Here is a 22,152-nt window from a genome sequence, read left to right on the forward strand (position 1 = left end):
AGCTTTCCTGCCTCCCGACCGCGCGCCGCGCGTGTCTCTCGCACCATGAACTTCGATGTCGCCATTGTCGGCAGCGGACTGGCCGGTCTGACGGTCGCGCTGCAACTGGCCGACACCCATCGGGTTGTCATCATTTGCAAACGTGCCATGACGCAAGGTGCCAGCGACTGGGCCCAGGGCGGTATTGCCGCGGTCCTGGACTCAGGCGACAGCCACGATGAGCATACGCAGGACACCCTGGTGGCAGGCGCCGGCCTTTGCGATGACAGCGCCACGCGCTATATCGTCGAGCAAGGGCGCGAAGCGATCCAGTGGCTGATCGACCGCGGCGTGCCGTTCACCCGCGATGACCAGGCAGAACTCGGCTTCCACCTCACGCGTGAAGGCGGCCATAGCCGTCGGCGCATCATCCACGCGGCGGACGCTACCGGCCATGCCGTCGTGTCCACGTTGAGCGAGCAGGCGCGCCAGCACCCCAATATCACGATCATCGAGGACCACTTCGCGGTGGACCTGATCACTTCGCGCAAACTTGGCCTGCCGGGCAACCGCTGTTACGGCCTCTACGTGCTGGAAGACGCCAGTGGCGAAGTGCAGACCATTACCGCCACCCACACCGTGCTGGCGACAGGCGGCGCGGGCAAGGTCTATCTCTACACCACCAACCCCGACACAGCTACCGGCGACGGCATCGCCATGGCCTGGCGCGCGGGCTGCCGGGTGTCGAACATGGAGTTCATCCAGTTCCACCCGACCTGCCTGTATCACCCCTACGCCAAGTCTTTCCTGATTTCGGAAGCGGTACGCGGCGAAGGCGGCCTGCTGAAGCTGCCCGATGGCACTCGCTTCATGCCGGAGCACGACGAACGCGCCGAACTGGCTCCGCGCGACGTGGTGGCGCGCGCGATCGACTTCGAGATGAAGAAGCGCGGCCTGGATTGCGTGCACCTGGACATCAGCCACCAACCCGAATCCTTCCTGCGCGAGCACTTCCCGACCATTCACGCGCGGTGCCTGGAACTAGGCATCGACATCGCCCGCGAGCCCATCCCGGTGGTACCGGCGGCGCACTATACCTGCGGCGGCGTGGTCACCGATACCGCGGGCCGCACCGATCTGGCCAACCTCTACGCCGTGGGCGAGACCGGCTGCACGGGCCTGCATGGCGCCAACCGCCTGGCCTCCAATTCGCTGCTCGAATGCATGGTGATCGGGCGCGCGGCAGCCCTCGACATTGCGGGACAGGACAAGGCCGGCCAACCGGACATTGCCCTGCCCCAATGGGATGAGAGCCGGGTTGCGGATGCCGACGAGGAAGTCGTGGTGTCGCACAATTGGGACGAACTGCGCCGCATGATGTGGAATTACGTGGGCATCGTGCGCACCAGCAAGCGGCTCGAGCGCGCCCAGCACCGCATCACCCTGCTGCGCGAGGAGATCGCGGAGTACTACGCCAACTTCCGCGTCACCCGCGACCTGCTGGAGCTGCGTAACCTGGTGGAAGTCGCCTCGTTGATCGTGGATAGCGCGTATTCACGCCATGAAAGCCGTGGCTTGCACTTCAGCCGCGACTATCCCGAGACGTTGCCGAAAGCGCTGCCCACGGTGATGCAGCCGGCATTCAAGCGGGAACGGGCGAAGTAAGCCCGCGCCTGGGTCTCGCCATGAAAAAAGCGCGCCAAGGCGCGCTATTTTCATGGCCCGAGCAATCCCGCTTACTCGATGATCCGCAACGAATAATCGGTCGCGCGCACATCCTTGGTCAGTGCCCCCACGGAGATCCGGTCCACCCCGGTTTCCGCAAAAGCACGGATCGTATCCGCGCTGACCCCGCCCGAGACCTCCAGCAAGGCACGCCCGGCATTGATACGCACCGCATCGCGCATCATCGCCTCGGTAAAATTATCGATCAGGATCGACTTCGCGCCGGCTGCCAATGCCTCTTCCAACTCGGCCAGGCTTTCCACCTCGACCTGGACCGACACACCGGCTTCCAGCGCGGTCGCGGCCTGCATGGCGGCGGTGATGCTGCCGGCCGCGGCAATGTGGTTTTCCTTGATCAGGATGCCGTCGTACAACGCCAGGCGCTGGTTGTCGCCACCACCGACCCTGACCGCGTACTTCTGCGCCAGGCGCAGGCCCGGCAACGTCTTGCGGGTATCGAGCACGCGCGCCCGGGTGCCTTCGACAAGGTCAGCATAGCGGCGCGTGGCGGTCGCCACGCCGGACAGCAACTGCAGGAAATTCAGCGACGGCCGCTCCGCGGTCAGCAGCGAACGGGCCGGGCCGGTGATCTCGCAGACCACCGAGTCCGGCGCCATGCGGGCACCCTCGGCCTGCTTCCAGACGACCTGCAGCGCGGGATCGACCGCGCGCATGGATGCGTCGAACCACGGCTGGCCGCACAGCACGGCTTGCTCGCGCACGATCACGCGTGCGCGAGCCGGCTTGCCGGCGGGCACCAGCATGCCGGTCAGGTCGCCGCTGCCGACATCTTCGGCAATCGCTGCGCTGACATTGGCCTGGAGCGCCGCGGCAAGCGCCGGGCCGTAGCTGTCGAAGAGAGCGTTGCGGCTCGAATTCACGGTATTCACGGTATTCACATTTGGATTGCTGCTCATGCCGGGCCGATTCCCTTGAACAAGGCCTGTTCGCTCGCCAGGTCGGCCTTGGGCCGCACATTGGCCTTTTGCTGCGCGGCGAAGTCGAGCATGCGATCGATGCAGGTCACGGCCTGGCGGCCGATGTCCGCGTCGACATGGATTTCGTTATGACCGTTCTCCAGCACTTCGGCCAGATTGGTCAGTGCGTTCATCGCCATCCAGGGGCAGTGCGCGCAACTCTTGCAGGTCGCGCTGTTGCCGGCAGTGGGGGCTTCGATGAAATGCTTGTCGGGCGCGGCCAGGCGCATCTTGTGCAGGATGCCATTGTCGGTCGCGACGATGAACTCGCGCGCGTCCAGCTCCTTTACCGCCGCGATCAGTTGCGAAGTCGAGCCCACCACATCGGCCTGCTCGACCACATTGGCCGGCGACTCCGGATGCACCAGGATCTTGGCATTGGGAAACTCCCGGCGCAGCAGGTCAAGTTCGATGCCCTTGAACTCGTCATGCACCAGGCAGGAACCTTGCCACAAGAGCATGTCGGCGCCGGTCTGCTTCTGGATATAGCCGCCCAGGTGCTTGTCCGGGGCCCACAGGATCTTTTCGCCGCGCGCGTGCAGGTGCTCGACAATCTTCAGGCCAATGCTCGAGGTCACCATCCAGTCGGCACGCGCCTTCACGGCGGCGCTGGTGTTGGCATAGACCACCACCGTGCGATCGGGATGCGCGTCGCAGAACGCGGCGAATTCGTCGGACGGGCAACCCAGGTCAAGCGAGCAGGTCGCGTCCAGGTCGGGCATCAGCACGGTCTTTTCCGGGCTGAGGATCTTTGCGGTCTCGCCCATGAAGCGAACCCCCGCCACCACCAACGTCTTGGCCGGATGATCGCGGCCAAAGCGCGCCATCTCCAGCGAGTCCGACACGCAGCCGCCGGTTTCCTCGGCCAGGTCCTGCAGGTCGGCATCGACGTAATAGTGCGCGACAAGCACCGCATTGCGTTGCTTCAGCAGGGTCTTGATACGCGCTTTGAGCGCCGTGCGCTCCTGCGCCGACAGCACAGGAGGCACTTTGGCCCAGGCGTGGGCGACACAGCTGCCGCCCTCGGGGGACTCCGTCGAGAGGTTCGGCTTTTCGAACTCGACGGCTTTGATCGTTTGGGGGGTCATCTCCGATACTCCTCTTGGACAGCGTGCCTCGGAATTCCGCCTGGAATCCGCTATCGCTGCTGGCCCTGATATTGGGGGAGTCTAGCGAAAACAAAAGCCCCGCCAGAGGCGGGGCTTTTGGGCGATCTAAATTGTATCAGGCCACGCCAGCTCGGGCATCAGCCCGCATCAGGCGTAACGACGCAGGCGCAGCGAGAAATCGTGCAGTGCCTGGATGCCGCTGGCCTCGGCGCGGTGGCACCAGGCCTGCAGCTGCGCCAGCAACTGTTCGCGCGTCAGGTTGGAGCGGCCCCAGATCGCGGCCAGCTCGCGGCGCATTTCCACGAAGGTATGCAGCGACTTGTTCTGCTCCACGATGCTGGCCAGTTGCTGGCGCTGCGGATCGGCCAGCTTGGCTTCTTCGCGGTGGAACCACTTGCGAGCCGGCTTGAAGCTGCTGTACTCGGCCACGCGGGCTTCCTTCAGCTTCTCCAGTTCCTGCTTGTAGGCGCTCTTGACCGCCTTGGCATAGCGCGCCATCACGTCATAGCGATTGGCAATGATGGCTTCCAGCGTGTTGTGGTCAACCGGGCGGGCATCCACCAGGCGCGCCTTCGGCGGGGTCTTCTTGACCTTGGCCAGGCCAACCGCCTGCATGGCGCGGATGTAGCCCCAGCCGATATCGAACTCGTACCACTTGATCGAGAACTTGGCCGACGTCGGGTAGGTGTGGTGGTTGTTGTGCAGTTCTTCGCCACCGATGATGATGCCCCACGGCGAGACATTGGTCGAAGCGTCCTCGCAATCGTAATTGCGATAGCCCCACCAGTGGCCCAGGCCATTGATGATGCCGGCGGCGTGGATCGGGATCCACAGCATCTGCACGGCCCACACGCTCAGGCCGATCACGCCGAACAGGGCGACGTCGATGATCAGCATCAGGCCAACGCCTTGCCAGCCAAAGCGCGAGTAGACATTGCGCTCGACCCAGTCGTCAGGCGTGCCATGACCGAACTTGGTAATGGTTTCCTTGTTCTTGGACTCGGCGCGATACAGTTCCGCGCCTTCCAGCAGCACCTTGCGGATGCCACGGGTCTGCGGGCTGTGAGGATCGTCTTCGGTCTCGCACTTGGCGTGGTGCTTGCGGTGGATGGCGGTCCACTCTTTGGTGACCATGCCGGTGGTCAGCCATAGCCAGCCACGGAAGAAATGCGAAACGATAGGATGCAGGTCCAGCGACCGGTGCGCCATGCAGCGGTGCAGGTAGATGGTTACGCCCGCGATGGTGATGTGCGTCACCACGAGGGTGTAGATCACAATCTCCCACCAGGACCAGTTGGCGAGGCCGTTAGCGGCCCAGTCAAGAATAGTGTCGAACAAACTGTTCTCCGTCGATTAAACAGGGGCATTCAGTGCGGCGCGACAGGGCGAGCCGCAAACAAGGTGCAGAAAAAGGACTGCAAATTCAATGATTGCGTCATACGGCGCCTGCCGGAAACCCCGGCAGACGCCGGAGCCCCCAAGGCACGCGCGCCTGGCGCCATGGGCAAAACTGCTGCCTGCCGGCGGACTGGACACGAGCCGCTGCAATCTGGCGGCTGTCTGGTGTGGGGCGGGAGGTCGAACAAACTCACCCGAACGAAACGTGCTTTTCGAATGAACCCGCAACTACCTTGGATTCTACCGGAAGCGCATCGCGCGGACATCCGCTTTTTCCCTCAGTTTGACGCTAAGCAACACGGATTGTTCCATAAGGTGGCCTAAACGCCCCGTGAACGCTCAGGATGCCGATCCACCGAGGGCACCCGGCAGATCGATACGTGCCTCTTGCGCATCTTTTATCGGACCACCATTGCCATCGGCTTCCACTTTCCCCAACACCCGCACCTCGCGCTGCGGATACGGGATCGAGATGCCATGCTCCCTGAACTTCCGCCATATCGCCCTGTTCATCGCCGATTGCACGCCCAGCTTTCCATTCTGGGGATCGGCGATATAGCCAGCAAGCTCGTATTCGATGCCATTGTCGCCGAACAACACCAGAAATGCTGACGGCCCCGGCTGTGGCATCAAGCGCGGGATATCCTGCGCTGCCTCCACGAGCAGAGCGAGCACCATTTCGGGATCCGCCGCGTAATCTGCCTGCACACGTGTCGCCACGCGCACATGGGTATTGGAGAACGAATGGTTCTGCACCGCCTGCGCCACCAATTGCTCGTTCGGCACCAGGGTTTCGCCATCGCCGTTGCGCACCACGGTGTACCGCGTCCGGATCTGCGAAACGATCCCCGTGTACTTGTCGACGGTGATCTGGTCACCCAGCTTGACCGAGCGGTCCAGCAAGATGATGAATCCGGAGATGTAGTTGCTGGCGATCTTTTGCAAGCCCAGCCCCAGGCCAACGCCGAGCGCGCCGCCGAACACGGACAGCACGGTGAGGTCGATGCCGACCAGCGACAGGCTCAGCAACAGGGAAACGAGCAGCAGCAGCGCCTTTGAGATCCGGGTCAAGACCACTTTCAGGTTGCTGTCCAGCCCGGTCGAGCGCATCAAGCGCTCTTCCAGCCACGAGCCGAACCACATGGCCACCAGCACGGTGACCAGGATCCAGACGACGGCCACCAGCGTGTCCGCCAAGCTGATCTTCTGCTTGCCGCCCAGCGAAAAGCGGATATCGTCCATCCAATTCACCACATCCCACAGCAAACCCAGCACATAAAGCGCCATCGCCGCCCAAACCAGGGTCGTCAGCACTTTTTCGACCAGTAGCAGCATGCCGCGCAACTGGTCATTGCCCGACATCACGCGACGCAGGATGTAAAAGGCAAAATAAAGGAAGGTAATGCCGGAAAGGGGTACCAATGCGAGCCGTAGCACGCTGATGGACATCATCGGCTCCAGCCCGAAGCGCGCACCCATCACCAGCAGCCAGCCGAACAACGGGAACATGGCGCGTTCCAGGCTGGCAGCGGCGAAACGCAGGGAGAAGCTGGATCCGGCGTAGCGGGCTTCGAGGCGCTTGACGATCAATCTGGCCAATGGCCAGGCCACCGCCAGGCAAGCGGCGAGCACCGCCAACTGCCAGATGAAGCCAGGGCCACCCGCGTCGCGGATCAGGTCATCGAGCATCTTGCCAAAGGCCGGATGCTCGACATGGAGTTCGTTCAGGGAAATGGGGTTCATGCTCTGCCGTGGCTGGCAGGGTCCATCCGGTCAGGATCGGTGGTCCCTGGCAAGGTAAGCGGGACACTGCATGACGTGACTGCATGCCCCGCGGCCAAAAAGTCAGCCATTCTAGCCGCCCTGCCCCCGCGCGACGCAGGATTGGCGCCGGGCCCGCCGGGCAAACAGGTCAATATGCCGAGCACTGTCAGTTGCACCTTCGCCGGCAATCCGGCGGGCGACGCCACGGCTCGGCGATGCGCTGCAGCCGATCCCGCAAGTCTGCCCCAGGATGCAAGGGGCCACATAGCAGGTCGATGCAGTAGTCGATCACCCGCGCCCGCCCTGGCGGGTTCAGCATGCCGTGGTCCAGGCCATCGACGATCTCGATCTGCAACTGCGAGAAGCCGGCGAGGCCGGCCAGCGTCGGCCCGAAGAACCGCGCCAGTTCGAAGGGTCCGGGATCGTCCGGGCCGAACAGCATGCGCAGCGCCGTGCCGCGTGCGTCGAGCGACTGGAGCAAGCCTTCGATCTCGCGCTGCTCGTGCGCGGCAGGCTTGGGCAGGACCGATGCCGCATTGATGCCGGGCGCGCCCTCTTGCGCCGTGGGTGCGCTGCGGCCATGGATCAGCCACCGGGGCCGGGTGAAGGCCTCCCGGCGCAACAAGCGCTGCAGGTTGACCAGCACGGCGCCCACCAGGCCGGGGTGCGCGCCCGCGGCGTGCAGGCTGACATTGGCGCCGTAGCTCACGCCGAAGGCCACCACCTCGCGATGACCGTGGGCAAGCAGCCAGTCGCAGGCGGCGACGGCATCGCGGTACCCCTCCGGATCGGCCGGCACCCCCGCGATGGCCTGCGCGCCAACGGATGCGTCCCCGATACCCCGCACATCGATGCGAAACGAGGCGACACCGCGTGCCGCCAGCCGCCTCGCCAGCATGACCCCGCAACGCCCAGCACCGACGTGATGCGTGCCGCCGGAATTGTTGATCAGCACTGCCGGCCGCTCGATGCGCGGCCCGAGCGGCTCGCACAACATGCCGAACAGGCCCTGGCCGAAGCGCACCGGCGTTTCCACCCACTCGCCAGCGCGCAGGCACGAAGCCGTCCCTGCCGCCATCGCGCGGCCATCCGGGGCTGGCTCGCCAACTGGCGCCGCCGGCCCCAGATCGGCAATCCAGCCGGCCACCTCCGCGAACGTCGCATCCGGTGGCGTGCCATGCAACGGGTCCTGCAGCCAGTCGATCAGGTCAGGGAAAGGCACCATCCGCACCTGCGCGCCCAGCGTGCCGTAGTGGCGCGCCAGCGGGGCCATCTGAGGCTCGCCGCCCGCGATCAGGATTTGCGGGGCGGGGGCACAAGACGCATTGAGCAGGTCGATGCCGCCAAGGCCGTCGATCGCGGCATCGGTGAAATGGATGCCCAGGATGTCCATGCCGGATTGCCGGCCAGCGCCAGGCGCCGGACCCGGCTCCACAGCGCGGCAAGCAAGCGAGCGCCAGGTCTGCGCAATCATCTTCATCTCCCGCACCAGCATCCTGCCGCTGGCCACGGGCGCAAGCAACGCCAGCGCATCGACGCGCCGCCCGGCCACGCCGCACCCGGCGGCCAGTGCCGCCAGCGAGGCGCCCCCGCGCACGCCCAACAACACGAGTTCCCGGGCACCGGACAAGCGCCTGAGCAACTTGCCGGCGGCATCGATCCCGGCAAGCCACGCATCGACACAGGACGCACCCGGCGCGCCGGCATGTTCGAGGTCGGCGGAGTCACCGGTGCCGGGATAGTCGAACCTGAGCACGGGCACGCCCTGGGCCGCGAGCCGCTCCGCCAGCCGCGCCAGGCCGGCATGCGTCCACAGGGCTTCATGCCCGATCGCATTGCACAGCAGCACCGCGCGCTGACCCTGGGCCGGGTGGTACCAGCCAAAGCATCCGTCGAAATGCAGTGGCGTCATGGCGCAAACGCCTTGCGGCTCGCCTGCCGTGCGTCCCCCGCGCCAACGGCCAGACGCTCGCAGCGCGCCTGCAACTGGCCGCGGTCGATCTTGCCGTTCACGTTCACGGGAAGGCCGTCGAGGCAGACGATGCGATCCGGCTGCGCGTAGAGCGGCAGGCTCTGCCGACACGCTTGCCGGATCCGCACCATGCGCGCACCGAGTTCGCCCGGCGAGGCATCGCCCGATGCCTGCACAAAGGCGACCAGCCCCGTCGGCTTGCCGGCGCTATCCAGTGGCCACGCCAGCACGGCACACTGCGCGCTACCGCTGGCAGCCTGCACCACCTGCTCAATCTCCTGCAGTTCCACGCGGTTGCCGCGAATCTTCACCTGCATGTCAATGCGGCCGTGATAAAGCAGGCCGTCGGGGGATTCGGCCACGGCATCGCCGGTGCGGTACCAGCGTCTGCACGCCCGTTCGGGATAGCCGCGGGTAAAGAAGCGCTGCGCGTCCAGCGGGTTGGCACCGAGATAGCCCTTGGCAAGCTGCGCGCCGCCAATCAGCAGTTCACCCTGCGCGCCGGGCGGCACCGGCGCAAGCGCATCGTCGACAACCATCAGCTCGACGCCGGGATATGGCTTGCCGAGCGGCACCGCAGGGCGCGACGCATCGGCAAGAAACGCCTCGGTCAGCTCGAAGGTGAGCATGATCACCGTCGCTTCGGTGGGTCCGTAGCCATTGACGATGCGCGTGTTCGGCGCCGCCCGCGACCACGCCCGCGCCAGCGTCTTGGGCAAGGCCTCGCCCCCCATCAAGGTCATCCGCACGCTGGGAAACGCGCAGGGCGTGAGCTTGCGAAACTGCTGCATCAGCGCCAGCACGGAGGGCACACTGGCCCAATGGGTAATCCTGTGCTCCTGGATAAAACCGGCCAGGTAAAGCGGGTCTTGGAGCGCGGGCACGTAGAGGCAACTCCCGTTCGCCCAGCAGACGTGCATGTCATGCACCGAGAAATCGAAGGTGAGATCGGCGAACTGGCTGAAGCGGGCGCCAGGCTCGCTTGGAAAGCGCCGCATCTGCGCGCTGACATAAGCCACGGCACTGGCATGCGGAATCATCACGCCCTTGGGCGGCCCGCTGGTGCCGGAGGTGAAGATCAGGTAGGCAAGGTCGTCTCCCGAGACAACGGCAAGCTGGCCGGGCGGGTCATGCACGAAAGGCGCCGGCGGCAGCGGGGCGAAGCGCGCGCTGCCGCCCGGACATCCGGTTGCCGGCAGCGCCTCCGGATCCAGCAGGACGATGTGCAAATCCGGGGGTAGCAAGGGCAACAACGCATCAAGCTGCGGTGCGCATGCACGATCGACCAGCATCACCCGTGCGCCCGAGCGCGCGACGATGGCGGCGTTGCGTGCCGATGGGAACCTCGGATGCAACGGCACATAGGCCATGCCCGCCGCGAGCACGCCGAGCAGGCCGGCGTACGCCGAGACGCTGCGGTGCGCGAACAGGACGCAATTGCGGCTCCCGCCCCCTGCATACGCCGCCAGCGCGGCACTCACGCGGCCTGCGCGTGCGCGCAGTTCCTCGTAAGCGTAAAAACGTCCGTCGACCCACAAGGCGTGGTCGCCGGGCCGCCGCGCAGCCGTATCGAAGAAGAATGAATGCAACATCCCGCCCCCCACGAACCGAGCGCGCCACCCCCGTTGCGGGACCGGCGCGTTCTGAAACCCCGTCCGAAAATTGTGCCGGCGCCGATCCGCCCTGCACGGTCGCGCGCCGTTGTACTTGCCTGACGCGCGTTGTCTTGCCAACTTAGGCTGCATTGCCCGAGAAGACAAGTTGCGCCACCTTAAATGTATTGAACTTAAGATCTTTTGCATTCGTGCGAATGGGGGGGCAAATGGACGCGGACCGCGCACGACGATGGCGACCTTCACGTAGCCCGGAGCGGGTATGCGCCGGCCAGCCTCGCGCTGGCAACATGCATGGCCGGCTTCCCCGCGCCAACGCGCGCCACAAAGGATGAGGAGCCGCCCAGAAGGCTTAGTCCATCAGGATCTGCGTATCGACACACACCGGACACACACCAGACACACCGGCGGCGTGCGCGCGGGCAGAGCGACGCAGGCGCATTGCGTGCCGGCAGGGAATCGTGGATGGAAAAAGAAAGAGAGAACGGGAGAGGCGGCCGGGGCCGAATGGCCCCGGCGCGAAACAGGCGCCAGCCGGCCGGGCACCACGGGGATGCTTCCCCGGCGCGGCCGCCTGGCGGATACGGCTTTAGCTGACGCGCTCCAGTACGGCGGCGAAGAAGCCGTCGGTCTGGTGCAGGTGCGGGTAAAGCGCCAGCATCTCGGCATCCTCCGGCAAGCCGGGCACCGTGATCTTTTGCTCGGCCAGCACCTGTGCGGCGGGCACCAGGCGGAAGGCCGGGTGCGAGGCCAGGAAACCGCGCACGATGCCTTCGTTCTCGGCCTCCAGCACGCTGCAGGTCGCGTAGACCACGCGCCCGCCCACCTTCACCAGGCGCGCGGCGGATTCGAGAATGGCCGCCTGCTTGACGGTCAGCTCCAGCACCGATTGTGGCGACTGGCGCCATTTCAGGTCCGGATTGCGCCGCAGCGTGCCCAGGCCGCTGCAGGGCGCATCCACCAGTACGCGGTCGATCTTGCCGGCCAGGCGCTTGATCTTGGCGTCGTGCTCGGAGTCGATCAGCACGGGGTGCACGTTGGACAACCCACTGCGCGCCAGGCGCGGCTTGAGGTTGGACAGGCGCTTCTCGGACACGTCGAACGCATAGAGGCGGCCGGTGGAGCGCATCAGCGCACCCAGGGCGAGCGTCTTGCCGCCCGCGCCTGCGCAGAAATCGACCACCATCTCGCCGCGCTTGGGCGCGACCAGGTTGCACAGCAGCTGGCTGCCTTCGTCCTGCACTTCGACCAGGCCGTTGACGAACAGCGGCAACTGGTTAAGCGCCGGCTTGCCGGCCAGGCGGATGCCGGACGGCGCCATCGGCGTCAACTCGGCCTTCAGCCCCGCAGCGGTCAGTTCGGCCAGCGCGGCCTCCTGCGTGGTCTTGACCAGGTTGGCGCGCAGGTCCAGCGGCGCCGGGCGCAGCCAGGCATCGCCCAGCGCTTCGACAAAGGCTTCGTCGTGGCGCGCGGCCAGCTGGTCGAACAGCCATTCGGGCAGGTTGGCGCGCACGCGCGGCGCCAGGCTGGAACGCTCGATCGTGGTCAGGCGATCGAGCCACTCGCCCTCTTCCGGCAGCAAGAACGGCGTCAGTACGTCGCGGCCCAGTGTGGCGGCCAGGCCCAGCAAGGCCAGGCGGCGCTGCGAAGCACCCGTGCCGCTGGCGGCGAACTGTGCAAACTCCACGCGCCGGCGCAGCACGGCAAACACGGCCTCGGCGATGATGCCGCGTTCGCGATGCCCCAGCTTGGGGTTTTCGCGGAAGTAGTAGCTCACCACCACATCGGACGGGCGCGTGAACATCAGCACCTTGCCCAGCAGGCGGTCAATATGCTGGATATGGACGGCATGCAGCCCGCCATGCGGCCCGCGGCCTTGCTGCGGGGCCTGGCCGTCGTTCGCATCGCGCGAGCGCGACAGGCGGATGGGCGTGCCCTTGTGGTCTTTGTTCTTGTTGCGGACGGGCTGGCGGGCCCCTGCGGTATTGCGGCTCATGACTGCACCTCCGTAGCGGCAGCAAAGGCCGTAAACAGCTGGGATTCGGGTGGTTCGACCCGGACTACGCCGGCATGCACTTGCAGCCGGTCCTCGATAAACCAGCGCACAGCGCGCGGGTAGATAACGTGTTCGCACGGCAACAGGCGTGTGGCCAGGCTCTCGGGCGTGTCGTCGGGCAGCACGTCAAGCGCGGCCTGGACGATAACGGGGCCGTGATCGAGCTCGGGCGTGACGAAATGCACGCTGGCGCCGTGGACCTTGACGCCGGCCTCGATGGCTTGCCGGTGCGTATGCAGCCCCGGAAAGCACGGCAGCAGCGACGGATGGATATTCAGCATGCGCCCGGCGTACTTGTCGACGAAGCCCGGCGTCAGGATGCGCATGAACCCGGCCAGCACCACCAGGTCCGGCGCGAAAGCGTCGATGGCAGCGGCGAGCGCAGCGTCAAAAGTGGCGCGATCATCATATAGCGTGTGGTCCACCACGCCGGTAGCCACGCCGTGGCCGGCGGCGAACTTCAGACCTTCGGCGTCTGGCCGGTTGGACAAGACCGCCGCTACGCGCGCCGGCCAGCCTTCGGCGGCGCAGGCGCTGACGATGGCTTCCATGTTGGAGCCTCGCCCGGAAATCAGGATAACGATATTTTTCATCGCGCAATTCTACCAAGCCGGGGCCAGTACACGACCAAAGCGAGCGCATTAGGCACTTAAAACACGCGAAACCCTCGCCGCGGCGCCATTTCGCATGGCCTATACGCAACGTGAACCCGCGTCCGGTGGATTGTGACGCCTCGCCCGCTCTGCTAGAGTGGCTGCTATCGTCCACGCGCAGTCCGTTAACTCGGCTTCAAGTGACAACAAGGACGAACTGGGAAATTAGACGGGAAATCGCATGTCGAACGCTGCACCGACCTTGTTGGTGGTCGATGATCATCCTATGGCCTTGTCCGGCACTACCGCGTTTTTGGCGGAAGTGATGCCCGACGTTGCCGTCCATGCTGCCGGAAGCGCCAAAGAAGCGTTGAATACCTTGCAGCAAGGACTCAGGCCTGACATCGTGCTGCTGGATATCTGGCTGACCGATGGTACCGGCTTCGACGCCATGCAGGCGCTCAAGACACTGGTACCTTCCGCTCGCTTTATTTTCATGTCGGCCGAGGCCACGCCGGAAATCGTGGGCCGCGCGCGCGCGCTTGCCGCCTGTGGCTTCGTCGGCAAGCACCTGGACGCCAACGCATTCACCGCCGCCGTGCGCAAGGTGCTGGCAGGCGACACCTCCTTCCCGTCGGACGAAGCGCTCAATGGCCGTGCTCAATCCTTCGGGCCGGCGCACGGCATTCCGGTCACGCCGGCGGAACTCGGCCTGACCCCGCGCCAGGGCTCGGTGCTGGCGCTGGTGCTCGAAGGCCTGCCCAACAAGGTCATCGCGCGGCGGCTCGGCCTGACGGAAAACACCGTCAAGGAACATGTCTCGGCCATCCTCCAGCGGCTAGGCGTGCGCACCCGCATGCAGGTCATGTCGCGCATGGAGCGATTCCGCCTGCGCCAGTAACGCGCACCGGCAACGCCAGCTGCTCCCTGGGCAGACGGCGAACAAAAAAGATGGGCCAGCGTGTCATGCGCCGGCCCATTTTTTATGCCTTCGCCGCTCAGGCGGGCCGCAGCCAGCGCCGCAGCAACAGCCTCAGTGCAGCGGGGTCGACCGGCTTGGGCAGCACGAAGTAGCCTGCCTCCTCGGCCGCCGCCAGCGCGTCGGACTTCAGGTCGCCCGACAAGAGCGCGCTGCGCGCCTGCGGCTGCGTGTTCTGCCAGCGTTCCAGCAGGTCCAGTCCGTTTTCGCTGCCGGGTAGGCGCAGGTCGCAGAAGATGATGTCCGGCTTGAGCCCCTGGAGGAACAGGCGGTCGGCATCGGCGCCGTGCGCGGCGCAGGCAACCTGGATGCCCCATGCCTCCATCAGCGCAATCCATGCCTTGCGGATCTGAGTATCGTCGTCGACCACCAGCACGGTGCCGCGCAGGTGGTCGGGCTTGGCGTCCTCGGCCAGCGCGTTGGCCCGCACGGCACGGATGGTTGCCACGGTCTCGGCCGCCACCGGCGCCAGCGAGAACCAGAACACCGACCCCCGGCCCGGCACGGAGCGCACGCCGTAGGTGCCGCGCATCAGCCGCACGCATTCCTTGAAGATCGCCAGCCCGAGTCCCAGGCCCTGGGACGGGTCGCGCTGCGGGTTGTGCACCTGGTAATACGGCGAGAAGATGTCCGGCAGATGCTCGGGCGTAATCCCGGCTCCGGTGTCCCACACCTCCACGCGGATATGCTTGCGGCGCTCGCGCGCGGTCACCAGCACGCCGCCGCGCCGGGTATAGCGCAGGGCGTTCTGCACAAGATTGAACAGCGCGCGGCGCAGCAGCACCGGCTCGGCCATGGCGTACAGCTCTTCGGGCACGCGCGGGGTCAGGGTCAGGCCGCTTTCCCGCGCGTCGGCGGCAAACTGGCTCATGACCTCGCTGATCAGGTGGCTGAGCTCGCACGGCTCCAGCGTGGGCAGCACCTTGCGGCCCTCGAGCTTGGACAGGTCCAGCAGCGAGCGGAACAACAGGTCGATGGTCTGGGTGCCGGCGGCTACCTGCTCCACCAGCGGATGGAGCGAGGATGACTTGTTGCGGGCACGCAGCGCCTCCACCAGCATCACCAGCGCGTGCACCGGCTGGCGAAGGTCATGGCTCGCGGCGGCCAGGAAGCGCGACTTTTCCTCGCTGGCATGCAGTGCCCTCTCCTTCTCCTCCTGGAATTGCTTGGCCAGCCTGCGGCTGTCGCTTTCCAGCTGGATGGCCCGCACCAGCGTGCGCTGCAGGTTCAGGGCATGGCGCGTGAGCATGATGGCGTAGACCACCAGCAGCAATTGCACATAGGTGCCATGGCCCGGGAAGGCGTACTCGGCCAGCAGGATGTTGGGTACCAGGATCGGGATACCGGCGTAGACCAGATTGGAGGGCACCGGCGACTGCGCGGTAACGCCGCCCGCCAGCACGCCAAGCGCCAGCAGGTACAGCACGCTGGAAAAGACGGTGGAGCCGGTATAGAGATGCAGCAGCGCGGAGCTGCCCCAGGTCAGCCCGGTCAGGAAGGCCATCGCCCGCATATTGGCCCACCACTTGCGCGTGTGCGCCGAGCGGCTCATGGTGGCGCAATCACGCAGGTAGCCGAAGTAGAACCAGCAGGTGGCCGCGGTCAGCACCAGCATGACGCCGCACCAGCCCACCAGGGCACTATGGTCTGCGGCCGACCAGAAGGCGATCGCGGTCAAAGCCGGAAGCACCACCGAGGCGACGATGGCGGTGGGGGAGACGCGATGGATGGTCGCCAGCAGCTTGGCCCGCGTTTCGGTATCGAGCGGAGGCCCTGGCGGCGGCAGGATTCGGTTTAGCAGCGCGTTCAAAGGAGGGCTGGGGGGCAGCGAGTGCAATCCGCCATATCATGCCGCCTTTTGGGGCGCAACGCCACGGCGATGAGTCGATCCGTGCACAAAAACGCCAGTCCGGGCATGACGGCCACCGCCGCCGGGCCAAACTTGTCCACCATTCGCCTTATAATGCTCGCTTTATCCAAACGCTTGTTGCCGTCCTCGTGAAAGTCTTCCGTGGCCTGCCCAACGCCGAAAGCCGGGCGCCTTGCGCCCTCACCATCGGCAATTTTGACGGTGTGCACCGCGGCCACCAGTCGCTGCTCGCGCGCGCGCGCGCTGCGGCGGATGCACGCGGGCTACCGCTATGCGTGATGACATTCGAGCCGCATCCGCGCGAATTCTTCACGCCGGACAAGGCGCCAACGCGCATTGCGCTGCTGCGCGACAAGCTGGAAAGCCTGCGCCGCAACGGTGTCGATCGTGTTGTCGTTGAGCACTTCAACGCACACTTTGCCGCGCAGTCCCCGCAAGCATTCGTCGAGAACGTGCTCTGGCACGGCCTGCACACGCGCTGGCTGCTGGTCGGCGACGACTTCCGCTTCGGTGCCAGGCGCGCCGGCGATTTTGCCTATCTGCAACAGGCCGGCGCACAGTTCGGCTTCGACGTGGAGCAGATGGGCTCGGTCTCCGAAGGCGGCGTGCGCATCTCCAGTTCCGCCGTGCGGCAGGCGCTGGGCGATGGTGATCTCGAACACGCGCGCCGCCTGCTTGGCCATGGCTATGCCATCAGCGGGCATGTGGTCCACGGCCGCAAGCTCGGTCGCGACCTGGGCTTTCCCACCATCAACCTGCGTATTTCCCACAAGCGGCCGGCAGTCAGCGGCATCTTCGTCGTGCAGGTGCATGGACTGGCAGAGCACGCCATACCGGGCGTGGCCAGCATCGGCGTGCGCCCGACCATCGAAGATGCCGGCCGGGTGCTGCTGGAAGTGCACCTGTTCGACTTCAAGCAGAACGTCTACGGCAAGCTGGTGCGGGTCGAGTTCATGAAGAAACTGCGCGACGAAGCCCGGTTCGATGGCCTGGAGGCGCTGACCGCCGCCATTGCCAAGGACAGCGCGGACGCGCGCGCCTTCTTCGGCCTGACTGTGCCGGTCTCGGCCGAGGGCACGCTCCCGGCCGCGGGCAGCCGCGACTTCGCCACCTCCGCCACCGACCGAATTAGCTAGCGCCCCGTTCCCGCGCGGCGGGACCCGGGTCGCTACCCCAACCCGAAGCCAGCCCGCGGCACCCTCCGCAGCCGGTCCACGCCGTACCGCGCGCCCGCACCCAGCAGAGCTGGTGCCGCGCGCCAACCGAATTGCCCCGAGAATCGACATGTCCAACGACAAACGCGCCAAGCCCGAAAAAAGCAAGTACCCGGTCAACCTGCTCGAGACCCCCTTCCCGATGCGCGGCGACCTGCCCAAGCGCGAGCCGTTGTGGGTCAAGCAATGGCAGGACAAGCAGCTCTACAAGAAGATCCGGGCCGCTCGCAAGGGCGCCAAGAAGTTCATCCTGCACGACGGCCCCCCGTATGCCAACGGTGACATCCACATCGGCCATGCGGTCAACAAGGTCCTCAAGGACATGATCGTCAAGGCGCGCGGCCTGACCGGGCTGGACGCCGTCTATGTGCCGGGCTGGGACTGCCACGGCATGCCGATCGAGATCCAGATCGAAAAGCAGTTCGGCAAGGGCCTGCCGGTGCAGGAAGTGCAATCGCGCGCCCGAGCCTACGCCACCGAGCAGATTGCCCGCCAGAAGCTGGACTTCGAGCGCCTGGGCGTGCTGGGTGACTGGGAACATCCCTACATGACCATGAACTTCAGCAACGAAGCCGACGAGCTGCGCGCGCTGAGCAAGATCATGGAAAAGGGCTACGTGTTCCGCGGCCTGAAGCCAGTGAACTGGTGCTTCGACTGCGGCTCGGCGCTGGCCGAGGCCGAGGTCGAGTACAAGGACAAGACCGATCTGTCCATCGACGTGGGCTTCCCCTTCGCCGAAACCGACAAGCTGGCCCATGCCTTCAAACTGCCAGCCGAACAGCTCGCCGCCAAGCCGGGCTGGGTGGTGATCTGGACCACCACGCCCTGGACCATCCCGTCCAACCAGGCGCTGAACATGCACCCGGAAGTCGAGTACGCGCTGGTCGATACCTCGCGCGGCTTCCTGATCCTGGCCACCGAGCGCGTCGAAGAGCAGCTCAAGATCTACGAACTGGAAGGCAAGGTGCTGGCCACCACCACCGGCGCAGCGCTGTCGGAGATCCGCTTCCACCACCCGCTGTCCAAGATGGACGCGGGCTACGACCGCCTGTCGCCGATCTACCTGGGCGACTACGTCACCACCGATACCGGCACCGGCATCGTGCACTCGGCGCCGGCCTACGGCGTGGAGGATTTCCAGTCGTGCAAGGCGCACGGCATGAACGACAAGGACATCATCAGCCCGGTCATGGGCGACGGCGTCTATGCCAGCACGCTGCCGCTGTTCGGCGGCCAGAAGATCTGGGACGCCAACCCCAAGATCGTCGAAGTGCTGAAGGCCTCGGGCAACCTGTTCAATTCGCACAAGTACACCCACAGCTACATGCACTGCTGGCGCCACAAGACGCCGATCATCTACCGCGCCACCTCGCAGTGGTTCGCGGGCATGGACGTGGATCCGGTCAATGAAGACGGCACCAACGGCCCGACCCTGCGCGAAACCGCGCTCGCCGGCATCGAGGCAACCGAGTTCTACCCGGCGTGGGGCAAGCAGCGACTGCACAACATGATCGCCAACCGGCCCGACTGGACCCTGTCGCGCCAGCGCCAGTGGGGCGTGCCGATGGCCTTCTTCCTGCACAAGGAAACCGGCGCGCTGCACCCGCGCACGCCCGAATTGCTGGAGGCAATCGCCAAGCGCGTGGAAGTGCACGGCATCGAAGCCTGGCAGGCGCTCGATCCCAAGGAACTGCTGGGCGAAGAAGCCGCCATGTACGAGAAGAACCGCGACACGCTCGACGTGTGGTTCGACTCAGGCACCACGCACTGGACCGTGATCCGAGGCTCCCACCGCGAAGACCTGTACGACGCATCGGCCGACCTGCCCGACGGCCGCCTGGCTGACCTGTACCTGGAAGGCTCGGACCAGCATCGCGGCTGGTTCCATTCGTCGCTGCTGACCGCCTCGATGCTGTATGGCAAGCCGCCCTACAAGGCGCTGCTGACCCACGGCTTCACGGTGGACGGCGAAGGCCGCAAGATGTCGAAGTCGGTCGGCAACACGGTATCGCCGCAGGACGTATCGAACAAGATGGGCGCCGAGATCATCCGCCTGTGGGTGGCCTCGACCGATTACTCCGGCGAACTGTCGATCTCCGACGAGATCCTGAAGCGCGTGGTGGAAGGCTATCGCCGCATCCGCAACACGCTGCGCTTCCTGCTGGCCAACCTGGCCGACTACGACCACGCGCAGCACGCGCTGCCGGCGTCGGAATGGCTGGAAATCGACCGCTACGCGGTGGCTCTGACGGGGCGCCTGCAACAGGAAATCCTGTCGCACTACGATGGCTACGAGTTCCACCCGGTGGTCGCCAAGCTGCAGACCTTCTGCTCGGAAGACCTGGGGGGCTTCTACCTGGACGTGCTGAAGGACCGCCTCTACACCACCGCGGCCAACGCGAAGGAACGCCGCGCCGCGCAGAACGCCGTGTACCACATCACCCAGGCGATGCTGCACTGGATGGCACCGTTCCTGTCGTTCACGGCGGAAGAAGCCTGGCAGATCTTCGGCCATGGCACCGAGCACACCGACACCATCTTCACCAGCACCTACTACGACGTGCCGGCGATCGACCAGGCCGACGACCTGTTGCAGAAGTGGCACGTGATCCGCGAAGCCCGCGCCGAAGTCACCAAGCAGCTCGAAGCGGTGCGCGTGGACGGCGAGATCGGTTCCTCACTGCAAGCCGAAGTCACCATCCAGGCCGGCGGCCCGGTGCTGGCCGCGCTGCAGAGCCTGTCCGACGACCTGCGCTTCGTGCTGCTGACGTCCGCTGCCAAGGTAGCCCCGGCGCCGGAAGGCGGCGACCTGCTGGTTACCGTGACGCCGTCGGTGCACGCCAAGTGCGAGCGTTGCTGGCACTACCGTGCCGACGTTGGCCGCGACCCGGCCCACCCCACCCTTTGCGGCCGCTGTGACAGCAACCTGTTCGGCGCCGGTGAACACAGGAGCCACGCCTGATGGCCGCCACCACCACGCGCACCACGCGCGGCACCAAACGCGCCGGCAGCAAGGGCACCAAAGGCAGCAACGCCACCCCGCTGCTGTGGATGGCGTTCGCCCTGCTGGTGATCGTGCTGGACCAGTTCTTCAAGATCATCATCGTGCGGACCTTCGCCTACGGCGAATCCCGTCCGGTGACGCGCTTCTTCAACCTGGTGCTGGTCTATAACAAGGGCGCCGCTTTCAGCTTCCTGGCGGATGCCGGCGGCTGGCAGCGCTGGTTCTTCACCGGCCTTGGCGTGGTGGTGGGGCTGTTCATCATCTGGATGTTGTACCGCCATACCGGGCAGCGCCTGTTCTGCTTTGCGATCTCGCTGATCCTTGGCGGCGCCATCGGCAATGTGGTGGACCGCGTGGTGTACGGCCATGTGGTCGACTTCCTCGACTTCTATGTGCGCAACTACCACTGGCCGGCCTTCAACGTGGCGGACTGCGCCATCACGGTGGGCGCTGTGCTGCTGATCGTGGACGAACTGCGCCGTGTTCGCCGGCACTGAGGCTACGCCGGCATTCGAACCGCGCCCGCGTCATGCGGGCGTTTTTCATGGTGCTGCCTGACTGGCAGGATGGCAGCGCCGCCAACGCGCGCGCGGGCAAGCCGGTATTATTGACGTTTCTCCGGCGCGGGGACGGCAAGCGCTGCCGCCCGCCGCGACAACCGGACAACCACTTCAAGCGAAGAGCATATCCATGGATCTGCGAGGCAAGCATCTCGTCCTTGGCCTGACCGGCGGCATCGCCTGCTATAAATCGGCCGAACTGGTCCGCCTGCTGACCAAGGCCGGCGCCACCGTGCAGGTGGTCATGACCGAAGGCGCGACCCAATTCATCACGCCGGTGACCATGCAGGCACTCTCCGGGCGCACTGTCTTCACCTCCCAGTGGGACGCACGCGTGGGCAACAACATGGCCCATATCGATCTCTCGCGCGAAGCCGACGCCATCGTGGTCGCGCCCGCTTCCACCGATTTCCTCGCCAAGCTGACGCACGGCCTGTGCGACGACCTGCTGACCACCCTGTGCATCGCCCGCAACTGTCCGTTGCTGGTGGCACCGGCCATGAACCTGCAGATGTGGCAGGCGCCCGCCACGCAGCGCAACGCCGCGCAGTTGCGCAAGGACGGCGTAACCCTGCTGGGCCCCGGCAGCGGCGATCAGGCGTGCGGCGAAGTCGGTGACGGCCGCATGCTGGAGCCCTCGGAACTGCTTGCCGACATCATCGCGTTCTTCCAACCCAAGCCCTTGGCCGGGCGGCGTGTGGTCATCACGGCCGGGCCCACCTTTGAAGCCATCGACCCGGTGCGCGGCATTACCAACCGTTCCTCTGGCAAGATGGGCTTTGCCATCGCGCGCGCGGCCCGCGAGGCCGGTGCCGACGTGGTGCTGGTGGCCGGCCCGACGGGGCTGCCCACGCCGCGCGGCGTGGCTCGCACCGACGTGGAAAGCGCGCAGCAGATGCACGATGCGGTGATGGCGGGCTTGCCAGGCGCCGATGTGTTTATTGCGGTCGCGGCCGTGGCCGACTGGCGTCCCGCCGAAGTCGCCAGCCAGAAGCTGAAGAAGGCCAACGATAGCGACACGCCGACGCTGCACTTCGTGCAGAACCCCGACATCCTCGCCGCCGTGGCCGCAAAGCCGAACGCGCCCTATTGCGTGGGCTTTGCCGCCGAGAGCGAAAAGCTCGAGCAATATGGCGAGCAAAAGCGCCAGCGCAAGAACGTGCCGCTGCTGGTGGGCAATATCGGCCACAACACGTTTGGCATGGACGACAACGAGATCGTGCTGTTCGATGCCCAAGGCATGACCCGCCTGCCGCGCGCCGACAAGCTGACGCTGGCGCGCGATCTGGTCGCGGCCATCGCCCAGCGCGTGCCCGCGCGCCGTTGATTCCAAGCGCCC

General features: G+C 65.8%; 15 protein-coding genes. 6 read left to right on the plus strand and 9 right to left on the minus strand.

The annotated features are described in order from the left end of the window. Positions 1 to 45: 45 nt before the first annotated feature. Positions 46 to 1,644 carry an L-aspartate oxidase gene (gene nadB, locus RR42_RS17010; RefSeq protein WP_043349281.1) on the plus strand — a complete coding sequence of 533 codons (1,599 nt, stop codon included), beginning with the start codon at positions 46 to 48 and terminating at the stop codon, positions 1,642 to 1,644. A gap of 71 nt (positions 1,645 to 1,715) precedes the next feature. On the opposite strand, the gene nadC is transcribed toward nadB, so the two are convergent. The 8 genes from nadC to purN all read right to left on the minus strand — a co-directional run bounded on the left by nadC (position 1,716) and on the right by purN (position 13,186). After that, on the minus strand, positions 1,716 to 2,621 hold the full coding sequence (gene nadC, locus RR42_RS17015; RefSeq protein WP_052494680.1) for a carboxylating nicotinate-nucleotide diphosphorylase: 906 nt from the start codon (positions 2,619 to 2,621) through the stop codon (positions 1,716 to 1,718). Then, positions 2,618 to 3,769, minus strand: coding sequence for a quinolinate synthase NadA (gene nadA / locus RR42_RS17020; protein WP_043349284.1), 1,152 nt, complete (start codon positions 3,767 to 3,769; stop codon positions 2,618 to 2,620). Before nadA ends, nadC begins: the two co-directional genes overlap by 4 nt. A gap of 168 nt (positions 3,770 to 3,937) precedes the next feature. Then, complete coding sequence (locus RR42_RS17025) at positions 3,938 to 5,128, minus strand: acyl-CoA desaturase (protein ID WP_043349288.1); 1,191 nt, start codon at positions 5,126 to 5,128, stop codon at positions 3,938 to 3,940. Positions 5,129 to 5,527: 399 nt separating this feature from the next. Further along, positions 5,528 to 6,931, minus strand: a complete 1,404-nt coding sequence (locus RR42_RS17030; RefSeq protein WP_043349291.1) for a mechanosensitive ion channel family protein — start codon at positions 6,929 to 6,931, stop codon at positions 5,528 to 5,530. A 187-nt stretch (positions 6,932 to 7,118) separates the two neighbouring features. After that, the gene (locus tag RR42_RS17035) at positions 7,119 to 8,864 is read right to left on the minus strand and encodes a serine aminopeptidase domain-containing protein (RefSeq protein ID WP_052494681.1); all 1,746 of its coding nucleotides are present in this window, start codon (positions 8,862 to 8,864) and stop codon (positions 7,119 to 7,121) included. Then, positions 8,861 to 10,516, minus strand: coding sequence for an amino acid adenylation domain-containing protein (locus tag RR42_RS17040; protein ID WP_043349294.1), 1,656 nt, complete (start codon positions 10,514 to 10,516; stop codon positions 8,861 to 8,863). Before RR42_RS17040 ends, RR42_RS17035 begins: the two co-directional genes overlap by 4 nt. A 610-nt stretch (positions 10,517 to 11,126) precedes the next feature. Then, a complete protein-coding gene (locus RR42_RS17045; RefSeq protein ID WP_043349297.1) occupies positions 11,127 to 12,533 on the minus strand; it encodes an RsmB/NOP family class I SAM-dependent RNA methyltransferase in 1,407 nt (468 codons plus the stop codon). Then, positions 12,530 to 13,186, minus strand: coding sequence for a phosphoribosylglycinamide formyltransferase (gene purN / locus RR42_RS17050; protein ID WP_043349299.1), 657 nt, complete (start codon positions 13,184 to 13,186; stop codon positions 12,530 to 12,532). Before purN ends, RR42_RS17045 begins: the two co-directional genes overlap by 4 nt. 241 nt (positions 13,187 to 13,427) lie before the next feature. Between purN and RR42_RS17055 the strand changes: the two genes are divergently transcribed. Continuing rightward, positions 13,428 to 14,087: a response regulator gene (locus RR42_RS17055; protein ID WP_043349302.1), complete on the plus strand. Its 660-nt coding sequence runs from the start codon at positions 13,428 to 13,430 to the stop codon at positions 14,085 to 14,087. A gap of 97 nt (positions 14,088 to 14,184) precedes the next feature. Here the strand turns inward: RR42_RS17055 and RR42_RS17060 are convergent, their stop codons facing one another. Continuing rightward, positions 14,185 to 15,975, minus strand: a complete 1,791-nt coding sequence (locus RR42_RS17060; protein WP_043349305.1) for a hybrid sensor histidine kinase/response regulator — start codon at positions 15,973 to 15,975, stop codon at positions 14,185 to 14,187. Positions 15,976 to 16,163: 188 nt separating this feature from the next. Between RR42_RS17060 and RR42_RS17065 the strand changes: the two genes are divergently transcribed. From RR42_RS17065 to coaBC, 4 genes are all read left to right on the plus strand, one after another. After that, a complete protein-coding gene (locus RR42_RS17065) occupies positions 16,164 to 17,171 on the plus strand; it encodes a bifunctional riboflavin kinase/FAD synthetase (RefSeq protein WP_043352294.1) in 1,008 nt (335 codons plus the stop codon). 148 nt (positions 17,172 to 17,319) lie between these two features. Next, positions 17,320 to 20,211, plus strand: a complete 2,892-nt coding sequence (gene ileS, locus RR42_RS17070) for an isoleucine--tRNA ligase (RefSeq protein WP_043349308.1) — start codon at positions 17,320 to 17,322, stop codon at positions 20,209 to 20,211. Next, positions 20,211 to 20,750 carry a signal peptidase II gene (gene lspA, locus RR42_RS17075; RefSeq protein ID WP_043349310.1) on the plus strand — a complete coding sequence of 180 codons (540 nt, stop codon included), beginning with the start codon at positions 20,211 to 20,213 and terminating at the stop codon, positions 20,748 to 20,750. Before ileS ends, lspA begins: the two co-directional genes overlap by 1 nt. A 193-nt stretch (positions 20,751 to 20,943) precedes the next feature. Continuing rightward, a complete protein-coding gene (gene coaBC / locus RR42_RS17080; RefSeq protein ID WP_043349313.1) occupies positions 20,944 to 22,140 on the plus strand; it encodes a bifunctional phosphopantothenoylcysteine decarboxylase/phosphopantothenate--cysteine ligase CoaBC in 1,197 nt (398 codons plus the stop codon). The last annotated feature ends 12 nt before the right edge of the window (positions 22,141 to 22,152 follow it).

It is taken from the genome of Cupriavidus basilensis, assembly GCF_000832305.1.
Lineage (GTDB): Bacteria > Pseudomonadota > Gammaproteobacteria > Burkholderiales > Burkholderiaceae > Cupriavidus > Cupriavidus basilensis_F.